This window comes from Neobacillus drentensis, from assembly GCF_036966985.1.
GTDB classification, from domain to species: domain Bacteria; phylum Bacillota; class Bacilli; order Bacillales; family Cytobacillaceae; genus Neobacillus; species Neobacillus drentensis_E.
On sequence record NZ_JBALSN010000212.1, the window covers coordinates 1 to 23,158 of the forward strand.

Below are 23,158 nucleotides of genomic sequence, written 5' to 3' on the forward strand. Positions count from 1 at the left end.
TGAATTATTGTACTTAAACAAACGGGGGCTTTAGTTAAATATGCCTTCGAAATTAATACGGTGTGTGTAGCCTAAGTTCATAAGGGCTAGGGCTATTTTTTATAAACAAAAAACACCGCAAATACGGTGCTTTTTGTTTTGCATTTTACTTAAATATTTAGCTGTAAATTCACGTTTTGCGATAGGGTACGGAAACCTTAGCGATTTGCCCAGCCATGTATTCCTTTTACACTTCTACCTTTTCAACCTTAACTGTCCAGTTAAACGGATCTTCTTTTTTACCAAGTTGGATGCCGGTCACTTCATCATAAATGCGCTGCGAGAGTTCGCCGATTTGGCGGTCATTTATTGTAATCGCTTGGTCATTCCAAGTTAATTCGCCAACAGGGGAAATAACAGCAGCTGTTCCTGCACCAAACACTTCTTCAAGCTCGCCGCGCGCATGTGCTGCAAATACCTCTTCAATTGAAATTTTCTCTTCTCGTACAGGGATATTCCAATATTTTAGTAATTCAATCACAGAATCACGGGTAACCCCTGGTAAAATACTTCCGTTTAATCGTGGTGTGACCACTTCGCCATTAATTTTGAAGAAGATATTCATACTGCCAACTTCTTCTACATACTTATTCTCTTTAGCATCAAGCCAGAGAATTTGGGCAAATCCATTTTCATCTGCTTTTTCCTGCGCTTTCAGACTGGCTGCATAGTTTCCAGCAGTTTTCACATGACCTACACCGCCAATAACAGCGCGAACATAATGTTCCTCTACATAAATTCTAACAGGGCTTAACTGGTCTCCATAATAAGCTCCAGATGGAGAGAGAATCACAAGTAATTTATATTGTTTCGCAGGGCGGACGCCGAGATACGGTTCCGTTGAGAATATAAACGGACGAATGTAGAGAGAAGTCCCTTCACCTTCAGGAACCCAATCTTTTTCAGTTAAAATTAATTGTTTAATGGCTTTTAATAGAAATTCCTCATCAATTGACGGAATGCATAGTCTTTCGCATGATTCATTCAAGCGTCTCATGTTTTTTTCTGGACGGAAAAGCTGGATTGCACCATCAGCCGTCTTATAGGCTTTCATTCCCTCAAAGATTGCTTGTCCATAGTGAAAAACCATCGCAGACGGTTCAAGCGTTAAAGGCTCATAAGGAGTAATTCTCGGATCATACCAGCCGACTTCATGTTGATAATCCATAACAAACATATAATCACTAAAATACTTTCCAAAACCAAGTGATGCAAAATCAGGCTTTTCCTTTAACACTTCTCTTTGAATAAATGCAATATCTTGTTTCATGGCTAACACCTCTTGTCGATTCTCTACTTTATCTTGTTGATTAGTAGGCTTTTGCATTATGAAATTCTAAATTGAAAGAAACTTTATTATCTAACTATACCACTTAAGCAGCACCTACTGCCATTCTCTAGATTAAAAAAATCAAATAATTCTAAAAATAAGGAACTAATATTTTTATGTTTTTAGGATAGTAACATAATTAACTAAAAAGATGAAGAAAATAGAAATTAATACCCTGACAGGACAAAAGGATAAAGGGAGATACACAGATGTCATTGGTAATTTTTTCAACAATATGCTCACTTGTGATCATATATTTTGCGGTCATGCCTAAAAATCTGAACACCCTTGAATTAGCTTTGATTATGATCCTTGTCATTTATCTTGATAGCAATGTGATGGATATTGTTATGTTAAATCTTAAAAGCATTAAATTATCAGATAAGCTCGCAGGGATTGTAACATTTTATCTCACTTTTCTTGTATTATATCCCCTTGTGTTAGCATGGAATATTGACCGCCTATATTCCACGCATTCCAAGTCAGTGAAAATTGGATTTTCGCTTTTTACAATCTTGTTGATCGCGGGGCTGGAAAATTTAACGAAAATAGTAAATGCCGTTAACTATGTGAACTGGAATTGGGAACAGGATATTTTACAATGGGTCATCATTTGGCTAATTAGCTTTGGAGGCCACCTTTTGTTTCGAAAATTAGTATTGAAAGAGTTGAAACAATAATGTTAGTCTTACCAGAGAATTTCGATACCAACGAATGGTTTATAACGATTTCCATAGTAGTTACATATACATTTATGCTAATTCTTCCAAAGCGATTTCCGCTTTCCATTACCCTTCTTATGCTTCTTTTTAGCATGACATATGCTCAAGTCATTGATACTATATTAGCCGGAACAAAATTTGATCTATACGATATTAATGATGTAGAAAAATACGAATGGTTCGATTTTATTACTTGGTTTCTTTACCCGCCCTTCGGCTATGCCTTTGTTTATTTTTATGATAAATGGATTGTAAAAGGGATCGGGGTATTTTGGTACATAGTATCATGGGCATTCATTGCATTAGTAGTTGAGGTCCTTAGCTTTAAGTTACATGTATTCACGTATAAGGGCTGGAAGTTTTCGTATTCTTTTCCGATTTATCTCGTGACGTTATGTATTTATTTGCTTGTCTTTCTTTATTTAAAAGGCACTTTTGAAAAATTAAAGCGTACGCCAATCAATTCAGATAATGGAGGGTAATAATGGTAGATGTTTTTACAGAAATAATAATCGAGCTACCGGTGGGAGAAGTATCAAACTATGCAGCTAATCCTGACAACGCCCCGGAATGGTATGTAAATATCCAATCTGCCGAATGGCAAACGGAAAAACCATTGAGGTTGGGTACAAGAGTGGCGTTTAAAGCACATTTTCTTGGAAGAGAACTCGCCTATATCTATGAAATAACAGAATTTATACCAGAAAAAAAGCTCGTGATGAAAACAGCCCAGGGACCATTTCCGATGGAGACCATCTATACTTGGGAATCGATCGAGGGAAATCGTACACGGATGACGTTAAGGAATAAAGGGAATCCAACCGGTTTTTCAAAAGTATTTGCACCGTTTATGGCTCCGATGATGAAACGAGCAAACATGAAAGATTTAAAAAATATTAAACAAATTCTTGAGTCCTAACAGTATGCCGCAAAAAAACGCCACAAATGGGCGTCTAAAAAAATCAAGATTGTTCATTGTTTTCAGCGGCATTAGTAAAAGCATTGGGGTCGACCGTGTTTGCACCATAATCTGGAACATTACTCGCATGCTCCTCGTGATACTGAGACCCCGCCCCTTGTTGATTAGGATTGGTTTTCCCTTTTTGCTGGTTATTTTGTTGATTTGGCATATACTCACCCCCTAAACCTAAAGAGTAGTATACGTAATATGGATGAAATTATTCGTCCTCCCCATTTATTCACAAATCAGCGATGCATGGTCCACATTCCAATATCCTTAAATCCAAGCCGTTTATAAATTCTGCCGGCATCAGGATTATCATAAAATAGGCAAAGTGTTTTACCCTCATTTAGGACATCTTGAACCACCTTTTTCATAATAGATGTGGCGAGGCCTTTTCGACGATACTCTTTTCTGGTGCAGACTCCAACAATCATTGCCGACATTGAATTTTCCGCTGCGGTTGAAACACAAGCGGTCATAACCCCATTGTCCTCTGTAAAATAGGTTCTTGATGTATTCGCCTCAATGGATTGTACCAATACGTCCCGGGCATCATCTCTGACATAAAATTCTTCAATAGATTCGCGAAGTTCTAAAATTTGGTCAACATCCTCGATGCTAGCCTTTTTATATTCGACATCGTCAGGAGAAAGGAATTCATCAGTACGACACTCGGCAAAATAAGTCACTTGCTTTTTACCAAGCTGGAGATCATCATATGCTTCAAATTTCGCTACGATTTCTGTTTTTCCGGATAAGAGAATAGGCTGGTCATAGTTCTTCATAATCGATACAAAACCGCTCGTATCGAATTCTCCTTTTGCATAAGGTATAAAAGATTGATGAAACCTAAGAAGTACGGCTATAATCGTGTTCTGTTCATCAAACTCGGCCCATAGTTCTTGGGACTCCGAAGAATAACCGAATGCCTCAATATCCCCGATGATAAATAGATTTATAGATGGTTCCTCACTTAAAAAAGCAAGAACCTGTTGATGGTCTTGGTTCGAAAGTTTTCTAATCACGGCAATTCCCCCCTTATTTTCAAAAGGTAACGGAATAATTGGAAAATTTCAAGTGTTTTATAGAATTCTAGAGCCTAAATCCCGAATTTTTCCATAATGTTGTGAAACAGTGGGGAGGGTCAAATCAGTATCCGTAAGTTTTAATATCTGAATAACTGAAAGTTGTCCAAATAAGTCATATCCCTTAACTAGCAAGCGTATACATTATGTTAGAGATTCTAAAAACTACTAAAGGGGAATATCGATGAAAAATAGAATTGATCCTGAATTGAGAGAGACGCTTGAATTATTTCCACCGCTTGATTTGGACAACCTGAAGGAATTTAGACAGTTTATGGCGGAGGCCGCACATTCTATCGAAATACCAATAGATGAGCATGTTGCTATTTATGACCGGATGATTCCTGGTCCAGAGGCTAACCTTGAAGTTAGGGTACGAATTTATGAACCAAAGGAAAAAGATGAGAGATTACCAGTTCTCCTGTGGATTCACGGTGGCGGATATGTCCTCGGAACGCCTGAGGATAATGATGTCTTGTGCCAGCAATTTGTCATTGAAGCGAATTGTGTGGTGGTTTCGGTTGATTATCGTTTAGCTCCAGAGGATCCATATCCAGCAGGCTTGGAAGATTGCTATGCAGCCCTACAATGGATGTCTGAAAATGCAAATGAATTAGGCATTGATTCGTCCCGGATTGGAGCAGCAGGGGCTAGTGCAGGCGGAGGATTAACTGCAGCTCTAGCTTTATTGGCTCGCGATCGAAATGGCCCTAAATTATGTTTTCAAATGCCGTTGTATCCGATGATTGATGATCACAATAACACACCATCAAGTTTAGAAATAACCGGAAATATGATTTGGAACCATGATCTTAATGAAAAAGGATGGTCCATGTACCTCAATGGGGCGAATCGAACGGAAAATGTTACGGAGTATGCAGCACCAGCACGAGCAACAGATCTCACGGGGCTTCCCTATACCTATACATGCGTAGGGCAATTAGATCCATTCCGTGATGAGACGCTTACTTTTGTAACAAAGCTTAGCCAGGCTGGCGTTGATGTGGAGTTTCACCTTTATCCTGGATGTTATCATGGATTTGAAGGACTTACTCCAAACGCAGCCATTAGTCAGCGTGCCGTTGCCGAGTATGTTGGTGCTGTAAAGCATGTACTGCACCGTAAGATGACAGTGAAAAATAAATAAGCGTAAAAAAGGCAAGCACTAGGTGTTCGCCTTTTTTTATGTTAAGTAAGGGTTCTTCTACAATCAAGATTGTGGGTTGCTTCTTGTAAGATGGGCATCAAACATATCAATTATTTCTAAGAACCTATCAGCTTCACGGAAAACATGATCTGCTAATAGCGGATGAATGATACTCTTTATTTTACATTGTTCAATTAAATCACGAGCTGTTTTCTTGAAGTCCCGTAGTGATGAAACCGACACACGATTTTGGTCAAGGAATTGATCTAACATAGGAACAGTTTGGGATTGTGGCTTCATAGAATCCAAGTCCCTTGCCTGATACAACAATTGATCAAAATCATTGCTGAAATTCCTGGCCACATCAATTAGCTTTCTCTCAGATGGATCGAGCAGGTGACCAATAAATTTTGCATGATCCGCCATAATTCTTAAGAAGAAGACATTTTCTTTAATAATCGCATCCGGAAGAGATTGCAATTTCCCTTCATTTAACTCAATTAGGCGTTTTCTAAAATAATTAGCTTCCCTACTAGTATGATCAACCAAAAGAGGGAAGTTATTTGCTCCTGGCAATTTACATGTGAGAATTAATCCTAGTATTTTTCGTTTAAAAACGTAAATACTGGCTGCAGCTTGTTGGACTTCTGAATTAAATCTTCTTATCTGTTCAGGATCTGTTTGATTGTTAAAGGAATGTGCTCTTTGTTCGATGTTTTCAAATAATCGGTAGAATTGATTGGCTTCCTGGATTAGTTGCGTGTCTTCTGCTCTAAAACCTAATCGAAGAAATAAAGAATGCTCTTTCATAATCCTGGCCCAAAAACGTATTTCGTTTAATGATCGCTCAACAAATAATCTGGATGTAACACCTGTATCAGGATGTAAGCCTTCACCACTATGCATTACGACCCTCCTAATAAATATACTACGTTCGTACTATACTTATTAACTTATCCATAAAAAAATACCATCAAAAAATAAAGCTATAAGAGGAATTTTATTTTTTCATGAATAAGCCGCTGGAGAATGTATCTACATAATTCTATTTAAGATAATTAAAATATGACATTAATAAAAAGCCGCATTGATATATTGTGAATTTTTCGTTTCTCCGCCAATAGTAACTAGTGAGTGGGTGAGCATCGTCCCATTATCCTTTCTCTTTACTCCGTTCAGCAGAACGCCATTGGTGATTCCTGTTGCGACGAAGAAACAGTCATCCGTTTTGACAATCTCATCTATGGTTAAGGGCTTTTCGGGGTGTAAAATCCCCATATTCATACATCGATTCCATTCAGCACCATCTTGGGGAAGAAGTTTCGCTTGGAAGTCACCCCCTAGACATTTTAAGGCAGTGGCAGCAATGACTCCTTCTGGCGCACCGCCCGTTCCTACTAATAAGTCAACATCAACTTCATCTATAGCTGTTCCAATGGCCCCTGTAATATCCACGTCTGAAAATAACTTCAAGCGGGCACCAACTGTTATGACCTCATTCATTAATCCTTCATGCCGCGGCCGGTCCTGAATCATGACAGTTAAATCCTTTACATCCTTTCCAAGTGCGTTCGCTACAGCTTTGATATTTTCTGATAGCGGTAACTCGATATCGATACACCCTTTTGCTTTCGGACCGACAGCCATCTTTTTCATGTACATATCTGGGGCATGTAGTAGACTTCCTCGCTTAGCAACAGCAATGACTGCAAGTGAATTCTCTTGCCCCTTTGACAGGAATGTTGTTCCCTCGATAGGATCGACAGCGATATCAACAAGTGGCCCTATTCCAGTTCCGAGTTTTTCATTAATGTACAACATAGGGGCTTCATCCATTTCACCTTCACCGATAACAATGGTTCCTTGCATATCAATTAGGTTCATGCGGTCTCGCATTGCACTTGTGCCTGCTCCATCAGCAACGATTTTATTCCTTTTACCGATCCAAGGATATGCAGCAATCGCTGCTTGTTGTGAGACTGCAAGGAAATCCATCACTAGCCCTATCGTAAGGGGGTGACTTTTTGTCTGCATCGTGTTTTCCTCCTCTTATTAATAAGCTGTGAGTCCACAAGTCTAAAGGAAGCTAGATTAGCTACATGAACCGTTAAGTAGGTATTCCTTTTCTTGATCCATGATTTGATCGATTTTTCTTGCGGAGTTACCACCTTGAAAGGAAACACTTAGGTAAGAAGAGACCACTTTTTTAGCGAGTTCTACACCTATAACTCTTGCTCCGATGGACATGATTTGTGCGTTGTTGCTAAGCTGTGCGCGTTCTGCTGAATAAGCATCATGGCATTGGGCAGAGCGAATCCCTGGAACTTTATTAGCTGCAATCGACATTCCGATCCCGGTTCCACAAAAGAGAATGCCGCGTTCTAGTTGGTTTGTTGTGATGTCAGTTGCTACCTTAAAGGCCACGCCAGGATAATCGACTTCATCTTCTGAATAACATCCATAATCGACAACCTCATGCCCTAAGCTAGTAATATATGACTTTATTTCTTCCTTCATTTGAAAAGCATTGTGATCTGAACCAATTCCAATTTTCACAATTATCACTCCAATTTAATTTATTAGCCATATTCTTTCACTTATTTTCGTTTGTGTCAATATTTTTCTTGATAAACGAAAAATAATGAAAACAAACGATTACATTGATCTCTCGCACAAACAATAACTAAATCGGTCTACTATATGAAGAAACTGAAATGAATAGGTGGTTTGTTGAATTTCCACTACATTTTTAGGTTTTTTCTTTCGTTTATTTTCAAATAAAAAATATTTTTCTGAAAACAATTGACAAAACAAAAACAAATGATAATATTCTAAATAGATAAACAACTTGTTTGCCCAGTGCTCTTTGCAAGCATTTGCTGAGGAATGAAAATTTTCCGCAGTAGGAACTAGTTTGATATTAATTGAGGGGGAAATTGCAAATGACGATTAAGTTTGGATGTCACGGATCAACATGGGTACTTGATTATGATGAAAAAGTAGATTGTCTGGATCATATGATTGATACGGTGAAAAAAGCTGGATTCAAGGGGATTGACGTTCAATATGCTTTATTGGGGAAATATAATGAAGTACCTGAAAAACTAAAAGAGAAACTTGATAGTTTGGAACTTGAATTAGCGGCAATTACTTTGCCATTTAGCTGGGAAAGTGAGACAGAATCGGAAGAAGAGAAACAGCGGGCCGATTATTATATTAACTATTTAAAACACTTCCCAAATGCAAAATTAAATTTACCTGCACGTGTGGGTCCTAATCGTGACAATCTAATAAAACGTCAACGAGATATTATTAGCTGTGTTAATGCAGTAAGTAAGCGTGCGGTAGAAAATGGCGTCGTTGCTGTATTTCATCCACATTCTCCGGCAACTTCTTATTTTAGAACAGAAAGCGATTACAACCTTCTATTTGAAGAATTAGATACAAGATATGTAGCATATACACCTGATGTGGGCCACATTGCAGCTGGAGGAATGGACCCAGTGGAAGTGGTTAAAAAGTATTTACCAATTATCAAGCATGTTCATTTTAAAGATTGCTCGAAAAGTTTTGAGTGGAAGAAGATGGGGACTGGTGATATTGATTTTCCTGCCATTGTTCAATCATTAGTTGATTATGGCTATGATGGCTGGATTATGGTCGAAGAAGAAACAGAGGAAACGAAAACAAATGCTGATCAATGTATCTATGATATTAGTAAATATGTAGATGAAAAATTAAAGCCTATTATTAACGGGGTAAGAATTTAATGAGTAACCGAATCATACCATCACTGCTCGTTACTGAAGTGTTTTTCCCGGTAAAAGATGAAAAGGGTTTCGCTGCAAGTGTAGTAGAAAATTTGGGTTCTCAAGGCTTTTATCGTTCATTTGAAATCGGACATGGATATGATCAAGAGGATCGAAAAAGAATTTTGCAAGCAAAGGAACAAAATAACTTATCAATCTTGCAGTGGTTGACCTTCTTAACGTATCAGACAGATCTAAATGTTTCCGCACTAGATACTAGTTTAAGAGAAAAAACCGTTAAACAGATTAAAGAAAGCTTATATTTGGCAGCGGAGTGTGGTGTTTCTACGGTTGCATTTGTCCCTGGTCCTGATCCAGGTGTTCAGTTCCGTAAGCAGGGACTTGAGGCATTTTATGAAAGTCTCTGTGAAATCTGCGAGGAAGCAGCCACGTTTAATATGCATGTATCGATAGAAGCGATGGATCGCGAAGTGCATAAAAAACGAGTATTAGGTCTCACCGGTGAAGCTGTTCCTATCCTTTCAAAGGTGAAGGAAAAATACTCAAATGTGGGTCTCGTATTTGATACAGCACATGTGGCACTTAATGGTGAGGATATTTTCACATCATTAGAATTAGCAAAAACAACCATGGATCGCCTCCATTTTGCGAATGTCGTCTTAGACCCCGAAAGTCCTTTATATGGTGATAACCATATGCCAATCGGTGAACCAGGCTTTCTCACGATTGAAAAGATGTCTCGCATTTTGCAAAAAGCCGATGAGCTTGGCATTCAGACTGAAAAAGGCTTACCTGTAGCAGTTGAGGTGCAAGGTAGAGACAAAAATGATTATTTTGCGAATGAGAGAACGATAAGAGTGGCATTGGAAAATGCGATGAACTTAGTCGGAATCAATTAAACTATTATGCTATCCCTGGCAAGTATAACTTTTAGCATCACTATCCTTTTCTTCCTACATAAGATCGGGATAGATTTTTTAACCACCTTTGTAAGCGCTATCTAAGAGTCATTGTTAACACTATTAAAAATTGGTGTATAGGAGGAATAACATGAAAACAGAACAAGCGCTTCAGAATGATCTCCCGGTCAAGGCAGCGAAAACGAAAAAGAATTTCCGTTGGACTGTTGTAATTTGGCTATTAATCGGTGGGATCATTAACTACCTTGACCGAACCAATCTTTCGATTGCAGCTCCGGCCATGATTGAGGAATTAGATCTAAATATGACGCATATCGGTCTATTAGGAACAATCTTTTCTTGGACATATGCTTGCATGCAGCTTCCTTCCGGCTGGTTAATTGATAAATTCGGAGCGAAGCGAATTTACTCGATTGCTGTTCTGTGGTGGAGTATTGCAACCGCTTTAACAGGAGCATGTAACAAGATGCTCACCTTAGTTGGAGCAAGATTCTTACTTGGAGTAGGGGAAGCGCCATGTATGCCTTCTAATGCGAAGATTACTGCTCAATGGTTTCCTAAGAGTGAACGAGGATTAGCGACAGGGTTTTGGGATGCATCATCAAAAGTTGGTCCGGCCATTGCACCACCTATTCTAGTTGCCATTCAAGTTGCATTTGGCTGGCGTGCTCTATTCTTCATTACCGGTGCTGTTGGTATTGTCTTTGTCCTTTTATTTATGAAATTCTACAAAACACCGGATAAAAGTAAACTGCTTTCTAAAGAGGAATATGAGTATATTAAGGCTGAAGGCGGCGCAAGCAACGATACGGTCGAATCAACAAATATTAAATGGAGAGAGTTATTTAAGTATAGAAGCGTATGGGGAATGATCGGCGGCTTCTTCTGTACAATTTGGATTTGGAATATTTTCCTTACATTCTTACCTTTATATCTATTAAAGACACAAGATATTACCTTTAAAGAACTCGGCATTTATGCAGCTATTCCTTATTTTGGCGGGATTGTCGGTAACTTAGGCGGAGGTTATATCACAAAAGTGCTAGCGGATAAGAAAATTTGTTCTCCGATTAACGCGAAACGTGGTCTGATTGCGATCAGTGCACTTCTAGCTGCTGCGTTTGTTATTATGCTTCCATTTGTACATGGGTTAGCAATCACGATTACTTTGATGACATTGGCGCTTTGTGTAGTTTCAGCGATTACTGGCAGCGCTTGGGCATTGTCTGGTGACGTAGCACCTCCAGCAATGGTTGGGTCTGTCGGTGCAATTCAAAACTTTGGTGGTTACTTCGGTGGAGCATTTGCACCATTAGTAACGGGGATTATTTTAGATGCAACAGGTTCTTATTCAATAGCCTTTATTTCTGGCGGGATTATCGCTGGTTTTGCAGCCTTCTTCTACTGGTTTGTGGTGAAAGAACCAATTAAACCGGCTAAAGCAGCATAAGGATGAAAAAGAATAAGAGGGCTGCGAATCGTAGCCCTCTTATTTTATTTAATGAGATTGTTGGTTTTTGTCGAAAAAAGAGAGAAAATTTCATCTATTTTCAATAAAATGAAAATTGACACAATAAAATATGAGAGTTATGATTATAAATGAAAATAAATAAAAATAAACGAAAATATAGTGAGTTTTGTTTTTAATAGAAAGGGGAGTTTAGTTTGAAGAAAATTATTAACCAACCCGAACGCGTAGTAGAAGAAACAATTGAGGGCTTTCTAGCAGCTTATAAAAGTACATATCAAAAAGTTGAAAATGTAAACGGAATCATCCGTCGGAATCTTAGGGATAAAGTGGCGATCGTTACTGGTGGAGGCAGTGGCCACGAACCATTGTTTTTGGGGCTAATAGGTGAAGGACTAGCTGATGGGGTTACACTGGGGAATGTTTTTGCCGCGCCGCCGCCAACGAATGTATTTGAAGTAGCGAAAGCAGTAGATTCTGGTAAGGGTGTTCTATTTATTTACGGAAATTATTCTGGTGATGTTTTAAACTTCGGCATGGCAGAAGAATTACTAGATATGGAAGATATTCAGACAAAAACAGTCCTTGTTACCGATGACGTGGCATCGGCCCCTGTTGAACGAAAAGGTGATCGCCGAGGGATTGCCGGAGATATTTTCGTCGTTAAGATTGCGGGGGCTGCCGCAGAAAGAGGACTGTCATTAGAAGAAGTCACACAAGTAACCCAGAAAGCCAATGATCATACATTCTCAATTGGTGTTGCCTTGGCTCCTGGATCGATTCCTGGTGCAGTAGAGCCGCCATACACACTTGGTGATGATGAAATTGAGGTTGGCATGGGCATCCATGGGGAGCCGGGAATGGAACGCACGAAAATGATGCCTGCTGATGAGTTGACAGATAAGTTGATGGCAACGCTGCTCACAGAAAGCAATCTTGAAGCTGGAGATGAAGTGGCCGTATTAGTCAATGGCCTCGGGTCCACAACACTAATGGAACTATTAATCATCAACCGCCGAGTGGCACAAATTTTAGTAGAAAAAGAGATTAAAGCTTATGACATGGATGTTAATAGCTATTGTACGACACAAGAAATGGCTGGGTTTTCGATCACATTACTGAAGTTAGATGATGAATTAAAAGATTTATATAATGCACCTGCAGATTCACCGTATTACAAAAAAAGTTTAACACCTGCAAGTATTGGAGGGAACGTTTATGTCAAATAGTGTCCAGGAAGTAAAGTTGAATGCTGAACAAGTAAAGGAAATGTTCTTGTATGTTGGTGAACAAGTCCGAGAGAACAAACCGTTTTTAACCAAAATTGATAGCGCTATCGGTGATGGGGATCATGGGATTGGCATGTCGGTTGGTTTTACAAAAGCGGAAGAAAATTTAAACAAAAAAGAGTTTATAACCATCAATGATGTCTTTAAAACGATTGGAATGTCGATGATTGCGAACATGGGCGGAGCGTCGGGCGTTATATTTGGCACAATGTTTACTGGTGGTGTGAAAGGGCTTGATCCACAGGAGGAATTGACGCTGCCGCTATTGGCGCAAATTCTTGAAGGATCAGTGAAATCAATTAAAGAACGCGGGAAGGCTGAATTAGGAGATAAAACGATGATTGACGCACTGGAGCCTGCAGTGGATGGGCTCAAACTAAGTGTGGAAGCAAATCATAGTTTACTAGAAGGGCTTGCCGTTGCTGAAAAATGTGCAGCAGGCGGTGTAGAAAAGTCGAAGGGATATGTGGCGAAGTTTGGCAGGGCAAAATCGCTTGGCGAACGGGCGATCGGTCACCAAGATGCTGGGGCAACGACCGTCTGGATCATGATTAAATCGATGAGAGAATGGGTCGAGAAAGCAGCTGTTCAACAATAAAGTTGGATCTGTGATTAAAAAACTATCATATAAACAGGAGGAATTGTGATGACAGCGAAAAAATTTCAGGGAGTTATTCCACCAGTATCAATCATTTTTGATGAACAAGGCAGACTTGATAAAAAAGGAATGGCAACAGTTATTGATTTCTTAATTGAAGCTGGTGTGGATGGCTTGTTCTTTTTAGGAACGGGCGGCGAATTTTCACAAATGTCTGTGGAGGAACGCAAGGAAGTAGCTTCGTTTACAACCGAATATGTTAATGGCAGGGTTCCGGTTTTAATTGGTACAGGAAGCACTAATACCCGGGAAGTTGTTCTACTTAGTCAACATGCACAATCAGTAGGAGCAGATGCGGTTGTTGTCATCAATCCTTACTATTGGTCTTTGACTGAGGAAAATTTATTTGCTCATTATAGTGAGATTGCCAACTCTGTTCATTTACCGATTTTACTTTACAATTTCCCTTCCATGTCAGGACAGGATTTAACTCCGGAGTTCGTCCTTAAATTGGTTGATGCACATGAGAATATCGTGGGAATTAAGGAAACCGTTGAAAATGTTGCACATATACGCGATATGATATTAACAGTTAAAGGCAAGCACCCAGATTTTGCCGTGTTCTCCGGTTTTGACGATCATTTATTACAAACCTTGACACTTGGCGGTGATGGTGCGATTAGTGCTTCTGTCAATTTCGCTCCGGAGTTAGCGCTTGGTGTTTACAAGGGGTTCAAAGAGAGCCGTATCAATGAAGCTGTGGCATTCCATCAACGTATGGCCCTATTGCCAACTATGTACAAACTCGATTCCCCGTTTGTTAGTGTGGTAAAAGAAGCCATGAAATTGAGGGGTATGGACATTTCTACGCATGTTCTAGCACCTGCACGGCCATTAAGTGCTGACAAGATTGAGGAGCTTAAAAAGATTCTCGTTCAAGCAGACTTGTTGGAAAGTGCACCAGTTAAATAAATTCAAAAAAAGATCTCCACTGTGGGATCTTTTTTACAAGGTTTAGAGATGTAAAACAGGAGAGGGAGCCGGATATGTCCAAAACAAGAAGAATGTCGCGCATTTTTTCAAATGATGGTAAATCTATTACGCTGGCGTTGGATGGATACTATTTTTCTGCCAAAACGGCAGGAATTGATCAAACGATTGCCCTTTTGCCACAGCTGATTGAAAACGGACTTGATGCTGTAATTGTTACATATGGAATGGCGAATTTGTACACCGAGTCCTTTAAGGACGTAGGGTTGGTTGTCCGTGCTGACTTATCTACCAGTGTATTTGATGCACGGATTCCTCAGACCACAGACATTCTTTCAGTCGAAGATGCATTAAAGCTTGGGGCGGATAGTGTTATTTCGATGACTTTCCCTGGGGCGGATGGTGAAACGGCCTCACACAATATGGCTTGGGATCTTGCCAAAGCGGCAGATAACTGGAATGTTCCCTATATGTGTGAGACGCTGCCGTATAGCTACCATGTGACATGTCCTGAATCCAACCAAATCGAAACAATTGCCGCAGCAGCGCGGATCGGGACAGAACTGGGAGCAGATATTATTAAGACTAGATTAACTGGAAATCCAGCTGATGTGAAAATCATTGAAGCGGCCAAACGTCCTGTTCTTGTGTTAGGGGGACCAAAAACAGATAACATCCTTGACTACTTCAATTATGTAAAACATTGCATGGATGTGGGGGCTAAAGGTGTGGCTGTTGGCCGGAATATTACACTTGATGAAAATCCAATCGGTGTCGTAGCGGGATTAAATAGGATTATTCATCAAAATGGGACAGCCGAAGAGGCTTACCAAAGCTATCAATCTAGCTTTGCGCTGCTAAAAGCCTAAGACATAGGATGGCTAAATCATTTTGCTGATTGTGAGGCTTGGCAAGAAAAAACATTTGATAACCTATCGGTAAAGGAGAAATGTAAAATGAGTACAGAATTTATTCCATCCCTGCTTGTACCTGAAATTTATTTTCCAATGCAGCAAGAAAAAGGTTTCACCGCCAATCTACTGGAAAAAATGGCTACTGATGGTTTCTATCGGTCGTATGAAATAGCAGATGGGCAAGACCAACAAGAGAGAAAACGTATCTTGGCCTTAAAGGAACAATACAATTTTCAACTGACACAATGGTTGACCTTTTTAATAGATAAAAACAAGCTTGATGTTTCCTCATTGGATTCACAATTGCGTTCAGAATCCGTTCGTCAGATTAAAGAAAATATTTATTTTGCGGCAGAGTGCGGGGCAAGAAATATTGCCTTTGTTCCAGGCCCAGACCCTGGCCCGGAACGTCGACTTGAGGCGATGGAAGGCTTTTATGAAGCCTTATGTGATATTTGTGAAGAGGCCAGCAAATATCATATGAACGTGTTGGTCGAACATTTGGATCGCTTTGCCCATAAAAAACGTCTGATTGGGCCGATGAGTGATACAGTCGAATTGCTGTCAAGTGTGGCTAAAAAGTACAGCAATATTGGTTTAGCCTTTGATACGGCGCATGCTGCCTTAAATAAGGAAGACATTTCGGAAGCATTAGAACTAGCAAAAGCACAGATTCATCAAATTCATTTTTCCAATGCTGTAGTCGATCCGAACAGTGAATTATATGGGGATTTCCATATGCCCATTGGGGAACCAGGCTTCTTAACCATTGAGAAAATCAGTGATATATTACGAAAAGCCGACGAACTAAGTCTCCAATCCGAACATGGACTGCGTGTCGCTGTGGAAGTAAGAGGAAAAGATAAAGACAATTACCAAGTAAACGAAACAATCGTACGATCGATTTTAGAAAAAGCATTAAGTTTAGTAGCTAGTAGATAATAGAATCAACGAAAGAATCGACGGAGGAGGTTTCTGAGTGAATAAGATTTGGATCGGGACCAATTGGAAGATGACAAAGACCATCGCAGAAGGCATTGACTTTACGAAAGAACTTAAAAAGATTTCAAATGCAATCACTTCGGACCTCCAATTATTTATTATTCCTTCTCATACATCCCTTGTTCCCATAAAGGAGTTAACCACAAGTTCCGATATTTTTTTGGGGGCACAAAACATGCATTGGGAAGATAGTGGTGCCTATACAGGAGAGATTTCTCCACGAATGCTAGCTGAAATTGGCATTGATATGATTGAACTCGGCCATTCGGAGCGCAGACAATATTTTAATGAAACCGATGCAGCGATTAATAAAAAAGTCCATGCAGCCTTAAAATATTCGATGAAACCTCTGATTTGCATTGGAGAAAACATAGAGCAGAAGAAACAGCAGATTTCGAAAGAAACATTGGCTGCGCAGCTAAAGGTTTGCTTGCAGGGAGTATCAATGGAACAGGCAAAGGAAGTTCTTATCGCCTATGAACCTGTTTGGGCGATTGGTGAGCAAGGTGTTCCTGCAGATGCTGGGTACGTTGCTAATATCCATGACTTTCTTAGACATACGTTAGAAGTGCTTTTTGCAGAAGTTGGCCGCGATATTCCAATTTTGTACGGCGGCAGCGTAAATCATGATAATTTTCTTGAATATATCGATTTAGAAAATGTGAATGGACTCTTTATTGGCAGAGCTGCTTGGAACATCGACAGTTTCCAAGAAATTCTAAAGAAACTTGAATTACATCTAGAAAGTGAAGCAAGCCAAGTCCCTTGAGTGAATCTCCTCTTTGGTAGAAAAGGGAAGCGAAGTCTTCTCTTCTATCTCTACTACGGGGGGACTTTTTTTTCCAATTCTATTGGTGACTTTGTTGAAAAGACGAATCTGCCTTTTCCTTTATTTTCAAATTCTAGCGATTCTCCGCGGTGAAGTAAAACAAAACAAAATGAAGTGAAAGTAGATTTTAACGAAAGAAATAAATATTTTAATTAGTTCAGTTATTAAACAGGACTTTTAAGCCATTTACCTATATAATATGAGTATTAATATTATTTCGGAAAACTGTTTAGTAAATTTTCGAAAATAAATGAAAGGGTGGAACTATGTTCGCAGATCAACGCAGAAATTTAATAATTGAATTACTGACAGAAAAAGGAGTCGTAACTGTAAATGATTTGACCAGTTTGCTTAATATTTCTGCAGCCACCATACGATCTGATTTAAATCAAATGGAGAAACAAGGTCTGCTTCTTCGTACTCATGGCGGTGCGATGCTGAAAGCGGAAGAAACGAATAAAGAAACGGATCAACTTGAAAAAAACTATGAAATTCGTGAAAAGAAATTCCGCGCGGAAAAACAAAGAATCGGTAATAAAGCGCTTCATTATATACAAGAAGGGCAATGTATTCTATTAGATGCAAGTACGACCTGTTTTGAGTTTGCAAAATATTTGAGTGAGACAAAAATGAGGTTAACAGTAGTCACAAGTGGAATTGCAACAGCGGCCATGCTGAAGGAAAACCCTTATTTAACCGTCATTATTATTGGTGGAATCGTTAGGAACACATCTAATTCAGTCGAAGGGTTATTGGGGGAAGAGTTGTTACGAAAAATTAATATCGACCTTTTATTCACTTCTGCCTACGCTTTTAATATTCGTGATGGCCTCTCAGATTTTAGTTTATATGAAGTGGAATTAAAAAAGGTCATGGTTTCCGTTGCGAACAAAGTCATTGTATTACTAGATCATAGTAAAGTAGATAAAAGTTCCATTGCAACCTTTGCACGTCCAAATGAAATCGACATATTTATTACGGATAAGCCTGTTTCTGAAGAAATCAGCCATTTTTTTGCTGCCAATGGGATTGAACTAGAGATTGCGGAATAAGGCGATAACGATAAAGTGAAAGAGATGAGAATCGTTTGATTGTTCCATTCTTTAAAAGATCTTCTCTGTTTATAAAGAAGTCCTTACCTTTTCATGCTTTCTGTCGTCTGGTGGAAGGCCTGAAAAGGTAAGGACTTTTTTCTATACAAAAAATGTTTTAGGGAATAATACAAAAGGGAGTTAATGAATTGTATTTTTTGTTTAATATCCTAGGTGTGTTGGTTATGATTGTGAAGGCGAACGTTATCTTTGTTCTCTTTTGCTAGCTTACGGAATAAATGAAACCAAATGGGAACTTTTTCGTATAAATATAACAAAGATTAAAAGGAGAGGTCTGTGTAATGTTCCTAGAAGAACTAGAGCAAGAGGAGAAAATTGCATTTTTTGAATTGGCTGCAATGATTGCCAGAATTGATGGCAAATTATCTATATATGAAAACTCCTTACTAAAAAAATATCAAAGGGAGACGGGGCTGGAGGATTATCAGTTAAAAGGACTCTCCATAGAGGACATTTTAAAAGAATTTAAAAGCGAACGCTCCAAATATATCGTCTTAACTGAGATCTTTCAACTTATTTATTCTGATGGAGTTTTCCACGATCATGAAAGCGAATTTGTCCATATCATCAAGACACACTTCGGATTCGATTCAAGTGAATTTGGAACGTTCAAGGATTGGGTTGAGAAAATAAAAGAATTATCAGTAACAAAGAGAGAGCATTAGAACATCCTTATTTGAGTTCATCATCACATTAGATAAATATACAATGGCCCCTGTCCTTATTGGACTAGGGGCCATTTATACTTTTATTGTTATTCCTCTTCTGTATAAGCTTCCGTGGTGGTATCCATGCACTCCCAGCATTCACTTCGATTCCTTTCATACTTGGATAATTCACTCCCACAAGAGATGCAAAAATCCATAAGAATTGATTCCCCTTTCAAGTGAATTTTATATATATGATTATTTATATTCCAACATAGCTTGTAAGAGAACCATTTACCTGCAAGCAAAACAAATCTCGTTTTGCCCAATTCCTACAGGATGATCTTATAGTATAGTTGCGATAAACATCTTTTACTATAACGAGTCTAATCAGGTTTTTAATTTTTTCATATTAATATAGTAATAAATTTCTAGGAGGTGGAAATGATTGGAACGTAGAAAAAAAAGCCTGTTTCCTATTTGTATTTTTCCAAATTATCGCTGGTGTGGGCCAGGATGCAGCGGGCCGGGAAGACCCATTAATGATGTAGATAACTGCTGTTACCACCATGATCGCTGCTTAAGCCAAGGGAATTCCCCCTGTTATTGTGACAAACAATTCATGAAATGCCTCAGCTCAAAAATGAATCCTTCTACGCAAAAAGGTAGAAATGCACGCCTAATGTACGGGTTTATGAAATTGAAAACAGCCTTCACCTGCCCAAAATAGTGTTATATTGCTAAAGCATTTGCTTACATCCTAATAATCAAAATCTGAAAATCGTCTTAAATCAATTTGTCCATACCCTCTGAATTCGTTACACTATAGAGTGTAGGTAACTTATAAATGGGTGGGAGAGAGCATTATAATGAGTAAAAGAGTAGTGATTACAGGTATTGGAGCAGTCACTCCTTTGGGGAATGATGCTCATACAACATGGGAGAATATCAAAAATGGTGTATCGGGAATTGGCCCAGCCACCATCTTTGATGTAGAAAAGGTCGATATTAAAATTGCCGCAGAAGTAAAAGGCTTTGCACCAGAAGAGTTTATGGATAAAAGAGAAGCAAGAAGGATGGGCCGTTATAGCCAATTTGCGGTGGCAGCGAGTCAAATGGCTGTGAAGGATGCTGGAATCAAAATCGGAAAGGATGTTCCAGCTGAACGGGTCGGTGTCTGGATTGGTTCAGGAATTGGCGGTCTAGGTGAGTTCGAGGAACAGCACAGGAAGTTTATTGAAAAAGGACAACGAAGAGTCAACCCGTTTACGATTCCAATGTTCATCCCAGACATGGCAGCTGGACAAGTGTCGATTGCACTCGGTGCAAAAGGAATCAACAATTGTTCGGTCACTGCATGTGCATCTGGTGCCAATTCCATCGGTGATGCATTCCGCGTCATTCAAAAAGGGGATGTGGAGATGATGATTGCGGGTGGAACAGAAGCGACGATTACTGAGATGACCGTAGCTGGATTTTCGAATATGACTGCTCTTTCTAAAAATCCTGATCCGAACACTGCAAGCAGGCCTTTTGATAAGAATCGCGATGGTTTTGTGATTGGGGAAGGGGCTGGAATTGTGGTCCTAGAAGAACTAGAACACGCACTTGCCCGCGGAGCTAAAGTTTATGGAGAATTGATTGGATATGGCGCGACTGGTGATGCCCATCATATTACCACCCCTGCACCAGACGGAGAAGGGGCTGGCAGGGCTATGAAATTAGCATTAGACGATGCGGATATTTCCCCTGAACAAGTCGACTATATCAATGCACATGGGACATCCACCAATTATAATGATTTGTATGAAACGTTAGCCATTAAAGAAGTTTTCAAAGAGCACGCCTATCAATTATCAGTTAGTTCCACCAAATCAATGACCGGCCATTTATTGGGTGCGACGGGAGCTATTGAAGCTATCTTTTCTGTTTTAGCGCTCAAGGAAGGAATTATCCCGCCAACCATCAACTATGAAACGCCAGATGAACAACTGGATTTAGATTATGTTCCAAATGAGGCAAAGAAGAAAGATGTTCAAGTGGTTTTATCCAACTCATTAGGATTTGGCGGACATAATGCCACATTGATTTTTAAAAAGTTTACCGAGTAACGATTAGCAAATAGCTAAAACGAAGGTGTCTAAAAATTATTTAGATACCTTTTTTCTATTTGTTTGGACTATTTCCGACAAAAATAAAACTAACCAAACGTTTGATTAGATAACCATGAGACCATGTCAATAAGAGGTTTCATCCTGTTTTTGTGAAACAAATCTTGTCGACGCTATTATAGTTTTTTACAATTAAAGTTAAAAACTAGTCGATATCAGAATTTCCTTCGGGAATTAATCACGCTTCGACAGATTTCCCTAGCATTCCTTATTAACCAAACGTTTGATTAGTTTTAGTAAAAAACCTTGTATCAACTGGATTTTTTCCCGGGAAATAGAGGGGAGAATGTCGAAATCCGCATCGACAAAAAAAGACTGGGTATCGCTACCCGGTCTTATGCCTACAAAAACTATGCTTAAGCATTTCTTATTTGTTTGCTTCGTAACTGTCCGCAAGCTGCATCAATGTCTGTTCCATGCTCTTGGCGGATTTTGCAATTAACCCCGCCCTTTTTCAACGTATCATAAAATGACAATACCGATTCCTGTTCACTTCGTTGATATTGACTATGTTCATCAACCGGGTTATATGGAATTAAGTTTACATAGACTTTCTGCCCGAGTGGACGAAGTAAGTCGACAAGCTGCTCGGCTTCTTGTTTATGGTCATTAACATCTCTCAACAGAATATATTCAATCGTAATCCGTCGGTTTGTTTTGTCTACGTAATACTCCATCGCCTTCATTAATTTTTCAATCGGAATGGCCCGGTTTATTTTCATAATCCGCGTACGAAGTTCATTATTTGGCGCATGTAATGACACTGCCAAGTTAACCAGCAACCCTTTATCCGTGAACTCAATCAGCTTGTCTGCAAGACCGCTGGTTGATACGGTGATTCGTCTAGCCGCAATGGCAAGGCCTTTATCATCTTTGATTACTTTGATAAAGTCTAATAGGTTTTCAAAATTATCAAATGGTTCACCAATGCCCATCACGACCACATGGCTGACGGTTTCTCCCTGGCCTTTTTTGTCCAGATGCAGCTGCACATTCATAATTTGCTCAACAATTTCCCCACTGGATAAATCGCGGCTTTTTGCTAATAAGCCACTCGCACAAAAACTACAGCCGATGTTACAGCCGACTTGTGTTGTCACACAAACGGAAAGGCCGTATTTCTGGCGCATTAAAACCGTTTCGATCAAATTGCCATCCTGCAGTTTAAACAAAAACTTAATCGTGCCATCAGCTGATTCTTGTTTAATGTGTTCTTGTAAGGTTTGGATCTCGAAGTTGTCTGCTAATAGTTGAACACACTCTTCATTTACTTCCGTCATCTCCGAGAATGCAGTGACACGCTTTCGATAAAGGTATTCCCAAACTTTCTGTGCTCTTGACTTCTTCTGACCATGATTTTCAAGCCAGGCGGCTAATTGATCGATCGTTAATCCGTATATACTCTGTTTATTCATAAGTTCCTCCTCTTTTCGTAACGATAAAACTTACCAAAATTTATCTTTACCTACTATATAAATAGTGAATTGACTTTAAATCAGTTATTCACCATACATGTAATCTTAAAAACATTATCTATTATACCAAGAAAAGGTGCATAATAAAAAAATACCTTTAATTGGTTGTTAAACAAGGTGTTTACTTTAAAAAGTTGGAGGGCTGTATGCATGAAGGTTCTATCAATGATTCAGCCATGGGCAAGCCTTTTTGTCCTGAGGGAGGCCAAGTTTGAAACAAGAACATGGAGAACAAAATATCGAGGACAGCTGGCAATTCACACGAGCAAAAAAATAGATAAGGCGGTTTGCAATCATATCGCCATCCAAAAGCTACTTGGTAAGCATGGATACATGAAAGAGGACCTTCCGACGGGGAAGATTATCGCCGTCTGCCAACTGGTGAATTGTTTGAAAGTCATAGAAAACAACCAAACATGGGCGGTCCTTGAAGATGGAAGAATCGTTTCAGGCAATAACTATTTCTTAGGTGACTATCGTGTGGGAGGCTTCGCTTGGGAAGTTGAAGATATGAAGAAACTCGAGGAATACATTCCGGCGAAGGGCCACTTGGGTATTTGGGAATACAAAGACAAATAGGAATTTTTATTGCTAAATAGATTGTGCTAATTTTACTCGGTTACAGGCGTGATTTACCAGAATCATGTCTTTTCATATTTTTAAAAGAATTTAACAAAAATTTTAAA

General features: G+C 39.2%; 24 protein-coding genes. 17 read left to right on the forward strand and 7 right to left on the reverse strand.

All coding sequences use genetic code 11. The features are described 5' to 3' along the window. Positions 1-226: 226 nt before the first annotated feature. Positions 227-1,309, reverse strand: a complete 1,083-nt coding sequence (locus V7659_RS14525) for a branched-chain amino acid aminotransferase (protein ID WP_335540612.1) — start codon at positions 1,307-1,309, stop codon at positions 227-229. 269 nt (positions 1,310-1,578) lie between these two features. On the opposite strand from V7659_RS14525, the gene V7659_RS14530 reads away from it, so the two are divergent. The 3 genes from V7659_RS14530 to V7659_RS14540 are packed head-to-tail and all read left to right on the forward strand — an operon-like array spanning position 1,579 to position 3,010. Next, the gene (locus V7659_RS14530) at positions 1,579-2,049 is read left to right on the forward strand and encodes a hypothetical protein (protein ID WP_335540613.1); all 471 of its coding nucleotides are present in this window, start codon (positions 1,579-1,581) and stop codon (positions 2,047-2,049) included. Beyond that, a complete protein-coding gene (locus V7659_RS14535; RefSeq protein ID WP_335540614.1) occupies positions 2,049-2,573 on the forward strand; it encodes a hypothetical protein in 525 nt (174 codons plus the stop codon). The genes V7659_RS14530 and V7659_RS14535 overlap by 1 nt, the downstream gene beginning before the upstream one ends. A gap of 2 nt (positions 2,574-2,575) precedes the next feature. Then, positions 2,576-3,010, forward strand: a complete 435-nt coding sequence (locus V7659_RS14540) for an SRPBCC family protein (RefSeq protein WP_335540615.1) — start codon at positions 2,576-2,578, stop codon at positions 3,008-3,010. Positions 3,011-3,053: 43 nt separating this feature from the next. On the opposite strand, the gene V7659_RS14545 is transcribed toward V7659_RS14540, so the two are convergent. Then, on the reverse strand, positions 3,054-3,221 hold the full coding sequence (locus tag V7659_RS14545) for a hypothetical protein (RefSeq protein ID WP_155928503.1): 168 nt from the start codon (positions 3,219-3,221) through the stop codon (positions 3,054-3,056). A 76-nt stretch (positions 3,222-3,297) separates the two neighbouring features. Beyond that, positions 3,298-4,080, reverse strand: a complete 783-nt coding sequence (locus V7659_RS14550) for a GNAT family N-acetyltransferase (RefSeq protein WP_335540616.1) — start codon at positions 4,078-4,080, stop codon at positions 3,298-3,300. 244 nt (positions 4,081-4,324) lie between these two features. On the opposite strand from V7659_RS14550, the gene V7659_RS14555 reads away from it, so the two are divergent. Beyond that, entirely contained in the window at positions 4,325-5,287 is a 963-nt protein-coding gene (locus V7659_RS14555) for an alpha/beta hydrolase (protein WP_335540617.1), read from the forward strand. A gap of 63 nt (positions 5,288-5,350) precedes the next feature. Here the strand turns inward: V7659_RS14555 and V7659_RS14560 are convergent, their stop codons facing one another. From V7659_RS14560 to rpiB, 3 genes are all read right to left on the reverse strand, one after another. Next, entirely contained in the window at positions 5,351-6,193 is an 843-nt protein-coding gene (locus tag V7659_RS14560) for a DUF2935 domain-containing protein (protein WP_335452476.1), read from the reverse strand. A gap of 165 nt (positions 6,194-6,358) precedes the next feature. After that, on the reverse strand, positions 6,359-7,321 hold the full coding sequence (gene glpX / locus V7659_RS14565; protein ID WP_335540618.1) for a class II fructose-bisphosphatase: 963 nt from the start codon (positions 7,319-7,321) through the stop codon (positions 6,359-6,361). A 57-nt stretch (positions 7,322-7,378) separates the two neighbouring features. After that, positions 7,379-7,843, reverse strand: a complete 465-nt coding sequence (rpiB, locus tag V7659_RS14570) for a ribose 5-phosphate isomerase B (RefSeq protein ID WP_335540619.1) — start codon at positions 7,841-7,843, stop codon at positions 7,379-7,381. 386 nt (positions 7,844-8,229) lie between these two features. Between rpiB and V7659_RS14575 the strand changes: the two genes are divergently transcribed. From V7659_RS14575 to fabF, 12 genes are all read left to right on the forward strand, one after another. Beyond that, positions 8,230-9,057, forward strand: a complete 828-nt coding sequence (locus V7659_RS14575; RefSeq protein ID WP_335540620.1) for a sugar phosphate isomerase/epimerase family protein — start codon at positions 8,230-8,232, stop codon at positions 9,055-9,057. Beyond that, entirely contained in the window at positions 9,057-9,956 is a 900-nt protein-coding gene (locus V7659_RS14580) for a sugar phosphate isomerase/epimerase family protein (RefSeq protein WP_335452488.1), read from the forward strand. The genes V7659_RS14575 and V7659_RS14580 overlap by 1 nt, the downstream gene beginning before the upstream one ends. A gap of 151 nt (positions 9,957-10,107) precedes the next feature. Continuing rightward, positions 10,108-11,427 carry an MFS transporter gene (locus V7659_RS14585; protein ID WP_335540621.1) on the forward strand — a complete coding sequence of 440 codons (1,320 nt, stop codon included), beginning with the start codon at positions 10,108-10,110 and terminating at the stop codon, positions 11,425-11,427. 215 nt (positions 11,428-11,642) lie between these two features. Beyond that, the gene (locus V7659_RS14590) at positions 11,643-12,674 is read left to right on the forward strand and encodes a dihydroxyacetone kinase subunit DhaK (protein ID WP_335452494.1); all 1,032 of its coding nucleotides are present in this window, start codon (positions 11,643-11,645) and stop codon (positions 12,672-12,674) included. Further along, positions 12,664-13,332 carry a dihydroxyacetone kinase subunit DhaL gene (gene dhaL / locus V7659_RS14595; RefSeq protein ID WP_335452496.1) on the forward strand — a complete coding sequence of 223 codons (669 nt, stop codon included), beginning with the start codon at positions 12,664-12,666 and terminating at the stop codon, positions 13,330-13,332. Before V7659_RS14590 ends, dhaL begins: the two co-directional genes overlap by 11 nt. A gap of 48 nt (positions 13,333-13,380) precedes the next feature. Further along, positions 13,381-14,304 carry a dihydrodipicolinate synthase family protein gene (locus tag V7659_RS14600; protein ID WP_335540622.1) on the forward strand — a complete coding sequence of 308 codons (924 nt, stop codon included), beginning with the start codon at positions 13,381-13,383 and terminating at the stop codon, positions 14,302-14,304. Between the two features lie 74 nt (positions 14,305-14,378). Then, complete coding sequence (locus V7659_RS14605; RefSeq protein ID WP_335540623.1) at positions 14,379-15,191, forward strand: class I fructose-bisphosphate aldolase; 813 nt, start codon at positions 14,379-14,381, stop codon at positions 15,189-15,191. Between the two features lie 87 nt (positions 15,192-15,278). Further along, on the forward strand, positions 15,279-16,178 hold the full coding sequence (locus V7659_RS14610; protein ID WP_335540624.1) for a sugar phosphate isomerase/epimerase family protein: 900 nt from the start codon (positions 15,279-15,281) through the stop codon (positions 16,176-16,178). A 37-nt stretch (positions 16,179-16,215) separates the two neighbouring features. Further along, positions 16,216-17,007 (forward strand): triose-phosphate isomerase, encoded by a 792-nt coding sequence (locus tag V7659_RS14615; RefSeq protein ID WP_335540625.1) that lies wholly within the window; start codon positions 16,216-16,218, stop codon positions 17,005-17,007. A 326-nt stretch (positions 17,008-17,333) separates the two neighbouring features. Further along, complete coding sequence (locus tag V7659_RS14620; RefSeq protein WP_335540626.1) at positions 17,334-18,119, forward strand: DeoR/GlpR family DNA-binding transcription regulator; 786 nt, start codon at positions 17,334-17,336, stop codon at positions 18,117-18,119. A 341-nt stretch (positions 18,120-18,460) separates the two neighbouring features. Next, positions 18,461-18,844 (forward strand): hypothetical protein, encoded by a 384-nt coding sequence (locus V7659_RS14625; protein ID WP_335540627.1) that lies wholly within the window; start codon positions 18,461-18,463, stop codon positions 18,842-18,844. Between the two features lie 851 nt (positions 18,845-19,695). Beyond that, entirely contained in the window at positions 19,696-20,937 is a 1,242-nt protein-coding gene (gene fabF, locus V7659_RS14630) for a beta-ketoacyl-ACP synthase II (RefSeq protein ID WP_335540628.1), read from the forward strand. Between the two features lie 416 nt (positions 20,938-21,353). Here the strand turns inward: fabF and rlmN are convergent, their stop codons facing one another. After that, positions 21,354-22,412 carry a 23S rRNA (adenine(2503)-C(2))-methyltransferase RlmN gene (gene rlmN, locus V7659_RS14635; RefSeq protein ID WP_335540629.1) on the reverse strand — a complete coding sequence of 353 codons (1,059 nt, stop codon included), beginning with the start codon at positions 22,410-22,412 and terminating at the stop codon, positions 21,354-21,356. A gap of 210 nt (positions 22,413-22,622) precedes the next feature. Here rlmN and V7659_RS14640 point away from each other — a divergent pair, with 210 nt between their 5' ends. Beyond that, positions 22,623-23,051: a 2-oxoglutarate dehydrogenase E1 gene (locus tag V7659_RS14640; RefSeq protein WP_335540630.1), complete on the forward strand. Its 429-nt coding sequence runs from the start codon at positions 22,623-22,625 to the stop codon at positions 23,049-23,051. The last annotated feature ends 107 nt before the right edge of the window (positions 23,052-23,158 follow it).

Bases quoted from the DNA above. Each gene is read 5' to 3' on its own strand.
- V7659_RS14525 (WP_335540612.1), bottom strand. From the start codon at position 1,309: ATGAAACAAGATATTGCATTTATTCAAAGAGAAGTGTTAAAGGAAAAG.
- V7659_RS14530 (WP_335540613.1), top strand. From the start codon at position 1,579: ATGTCATTGGTAATTTTTTCAACAATATGCTCACTTGTGATCATATAT.
- V7659_RS14535 (WP_335540614.1), top strand. From the start codon at position 2,049: ATGTTAGTCTTACCAGAGAATTTCGATACCAACGAATGGTTTATAACG.
- V7659_RS14540 (WP_335540615.1), top strand. From the start codon at position 2,576: ATGGTAGATGTTTTTACAGAAATAATAATCGAGCTACCGGTGGGAGAA.
- V7659_RS14545 (WP_155928503.1), bottom strand. From the start codon at position 3,221: ATGCCAAATCAACAAAATAACCAGCAAAAAGGGAAAACCAATCCTAAT.
- V7659_RS14555 (WP_335540617.1), top strand. From the start codon at position 4,325: ATGAAAAATAGAATTGATCCTGAATTGAGAGAGACGCTTGAATTATTT.
- V7659_RS14560 (WP_335452476.1), bottom strand. From the start codon at position 6,193: ATGCATAGTGGTGAAGGCTTACATCCTGATACAGGTGTTACATCCAGA.
- glpX (WP_335540618.1), bottom strand. From the start codon at position 7,321: ATGCAGACAAAAAGTCACCCCCTTACGATAGGGCTAGTGATGGATTTC.
- V7659_RS14575 (WP_335540620.1), top strand. From the start codon at position 8,230: ATGACGATTAAGTTTGGATGTCACGGATCAACATGGGTACTTGATTAT.
- V7659_RS14580 (WP_335452488.1), top strand. From the start codon at position 9,057: ATGAGTAACCGAATCATACCATCACTGCTCGTTACTGAAGTGTTTTTC.
- V7659_RS14585 (WP_335540621.1), top strand. From the start codon at position 10,108: ATGAAAACAGAACAAGCGCTTCAGAATGATCTCCCGGTCAAGGCAGCG.
- dhaL (WP_335452496.1), top strand. From the start codon at position 12,664: ATGTCAAATAGTGTCCAGGAAGTAAAGTTGAATGCTGAACAAGTAAAG.
- V7659_RS14600 (WP_335540622.1), top strand. From the start codon at position 13,381: ATGACAGCGAAAAAATTTCAGGGAGTTATTCCACCAGTATCAATCATT.
- V7659_RS14605 (WP_335540623.1), top strand. From the start codon at position 14,379: ATGTCCAAAACAAGAAGAATGTCGCGCATTTTTTCAAATGATGGTAAA.
- V7659_RS14610 (WP_335540624.1), top strand. From the start codon at position 15,279: ATGAGTACAGAATTTATTCCATCCCTGCTTGTACCTGAAATTTATTTT.
- V7659_RS14620 (WP_335540626.1), top strand. From the start codon at position 17,334: ATGTTCGCAGATCAACGCAGAAATTTAATAATTGAATTACTGACAGAA.
- V7659_RS14625 (WP_335540627.1), top strand. From the start codon at position 18,461: ATGTTCCTAGAAGAACTAGAGCAAGAGGAGAAAATTGCATTTTTTGAA.
- fabF (WP_335540628.1), top strand. From the start codon at position 19,696: ATGAGTAAAAGAGTAGTGATTACAGGTATTGGAGCAGTCACTCCTTTG.
- rlmN (WP_335540629.1), bottom strand. From the start codon at position 22,412: ATGAATAAACAGAGTATATACGGATTAACGATCGATCAATTAGCCGCC.
- V7659_RS14640 (WP_335540630.1), top strand. From the start codon at position 22,623: ATGAAGGTTCTATCAATGATTCAGCCATGGGCAAGCCTTTTTGTCCTG.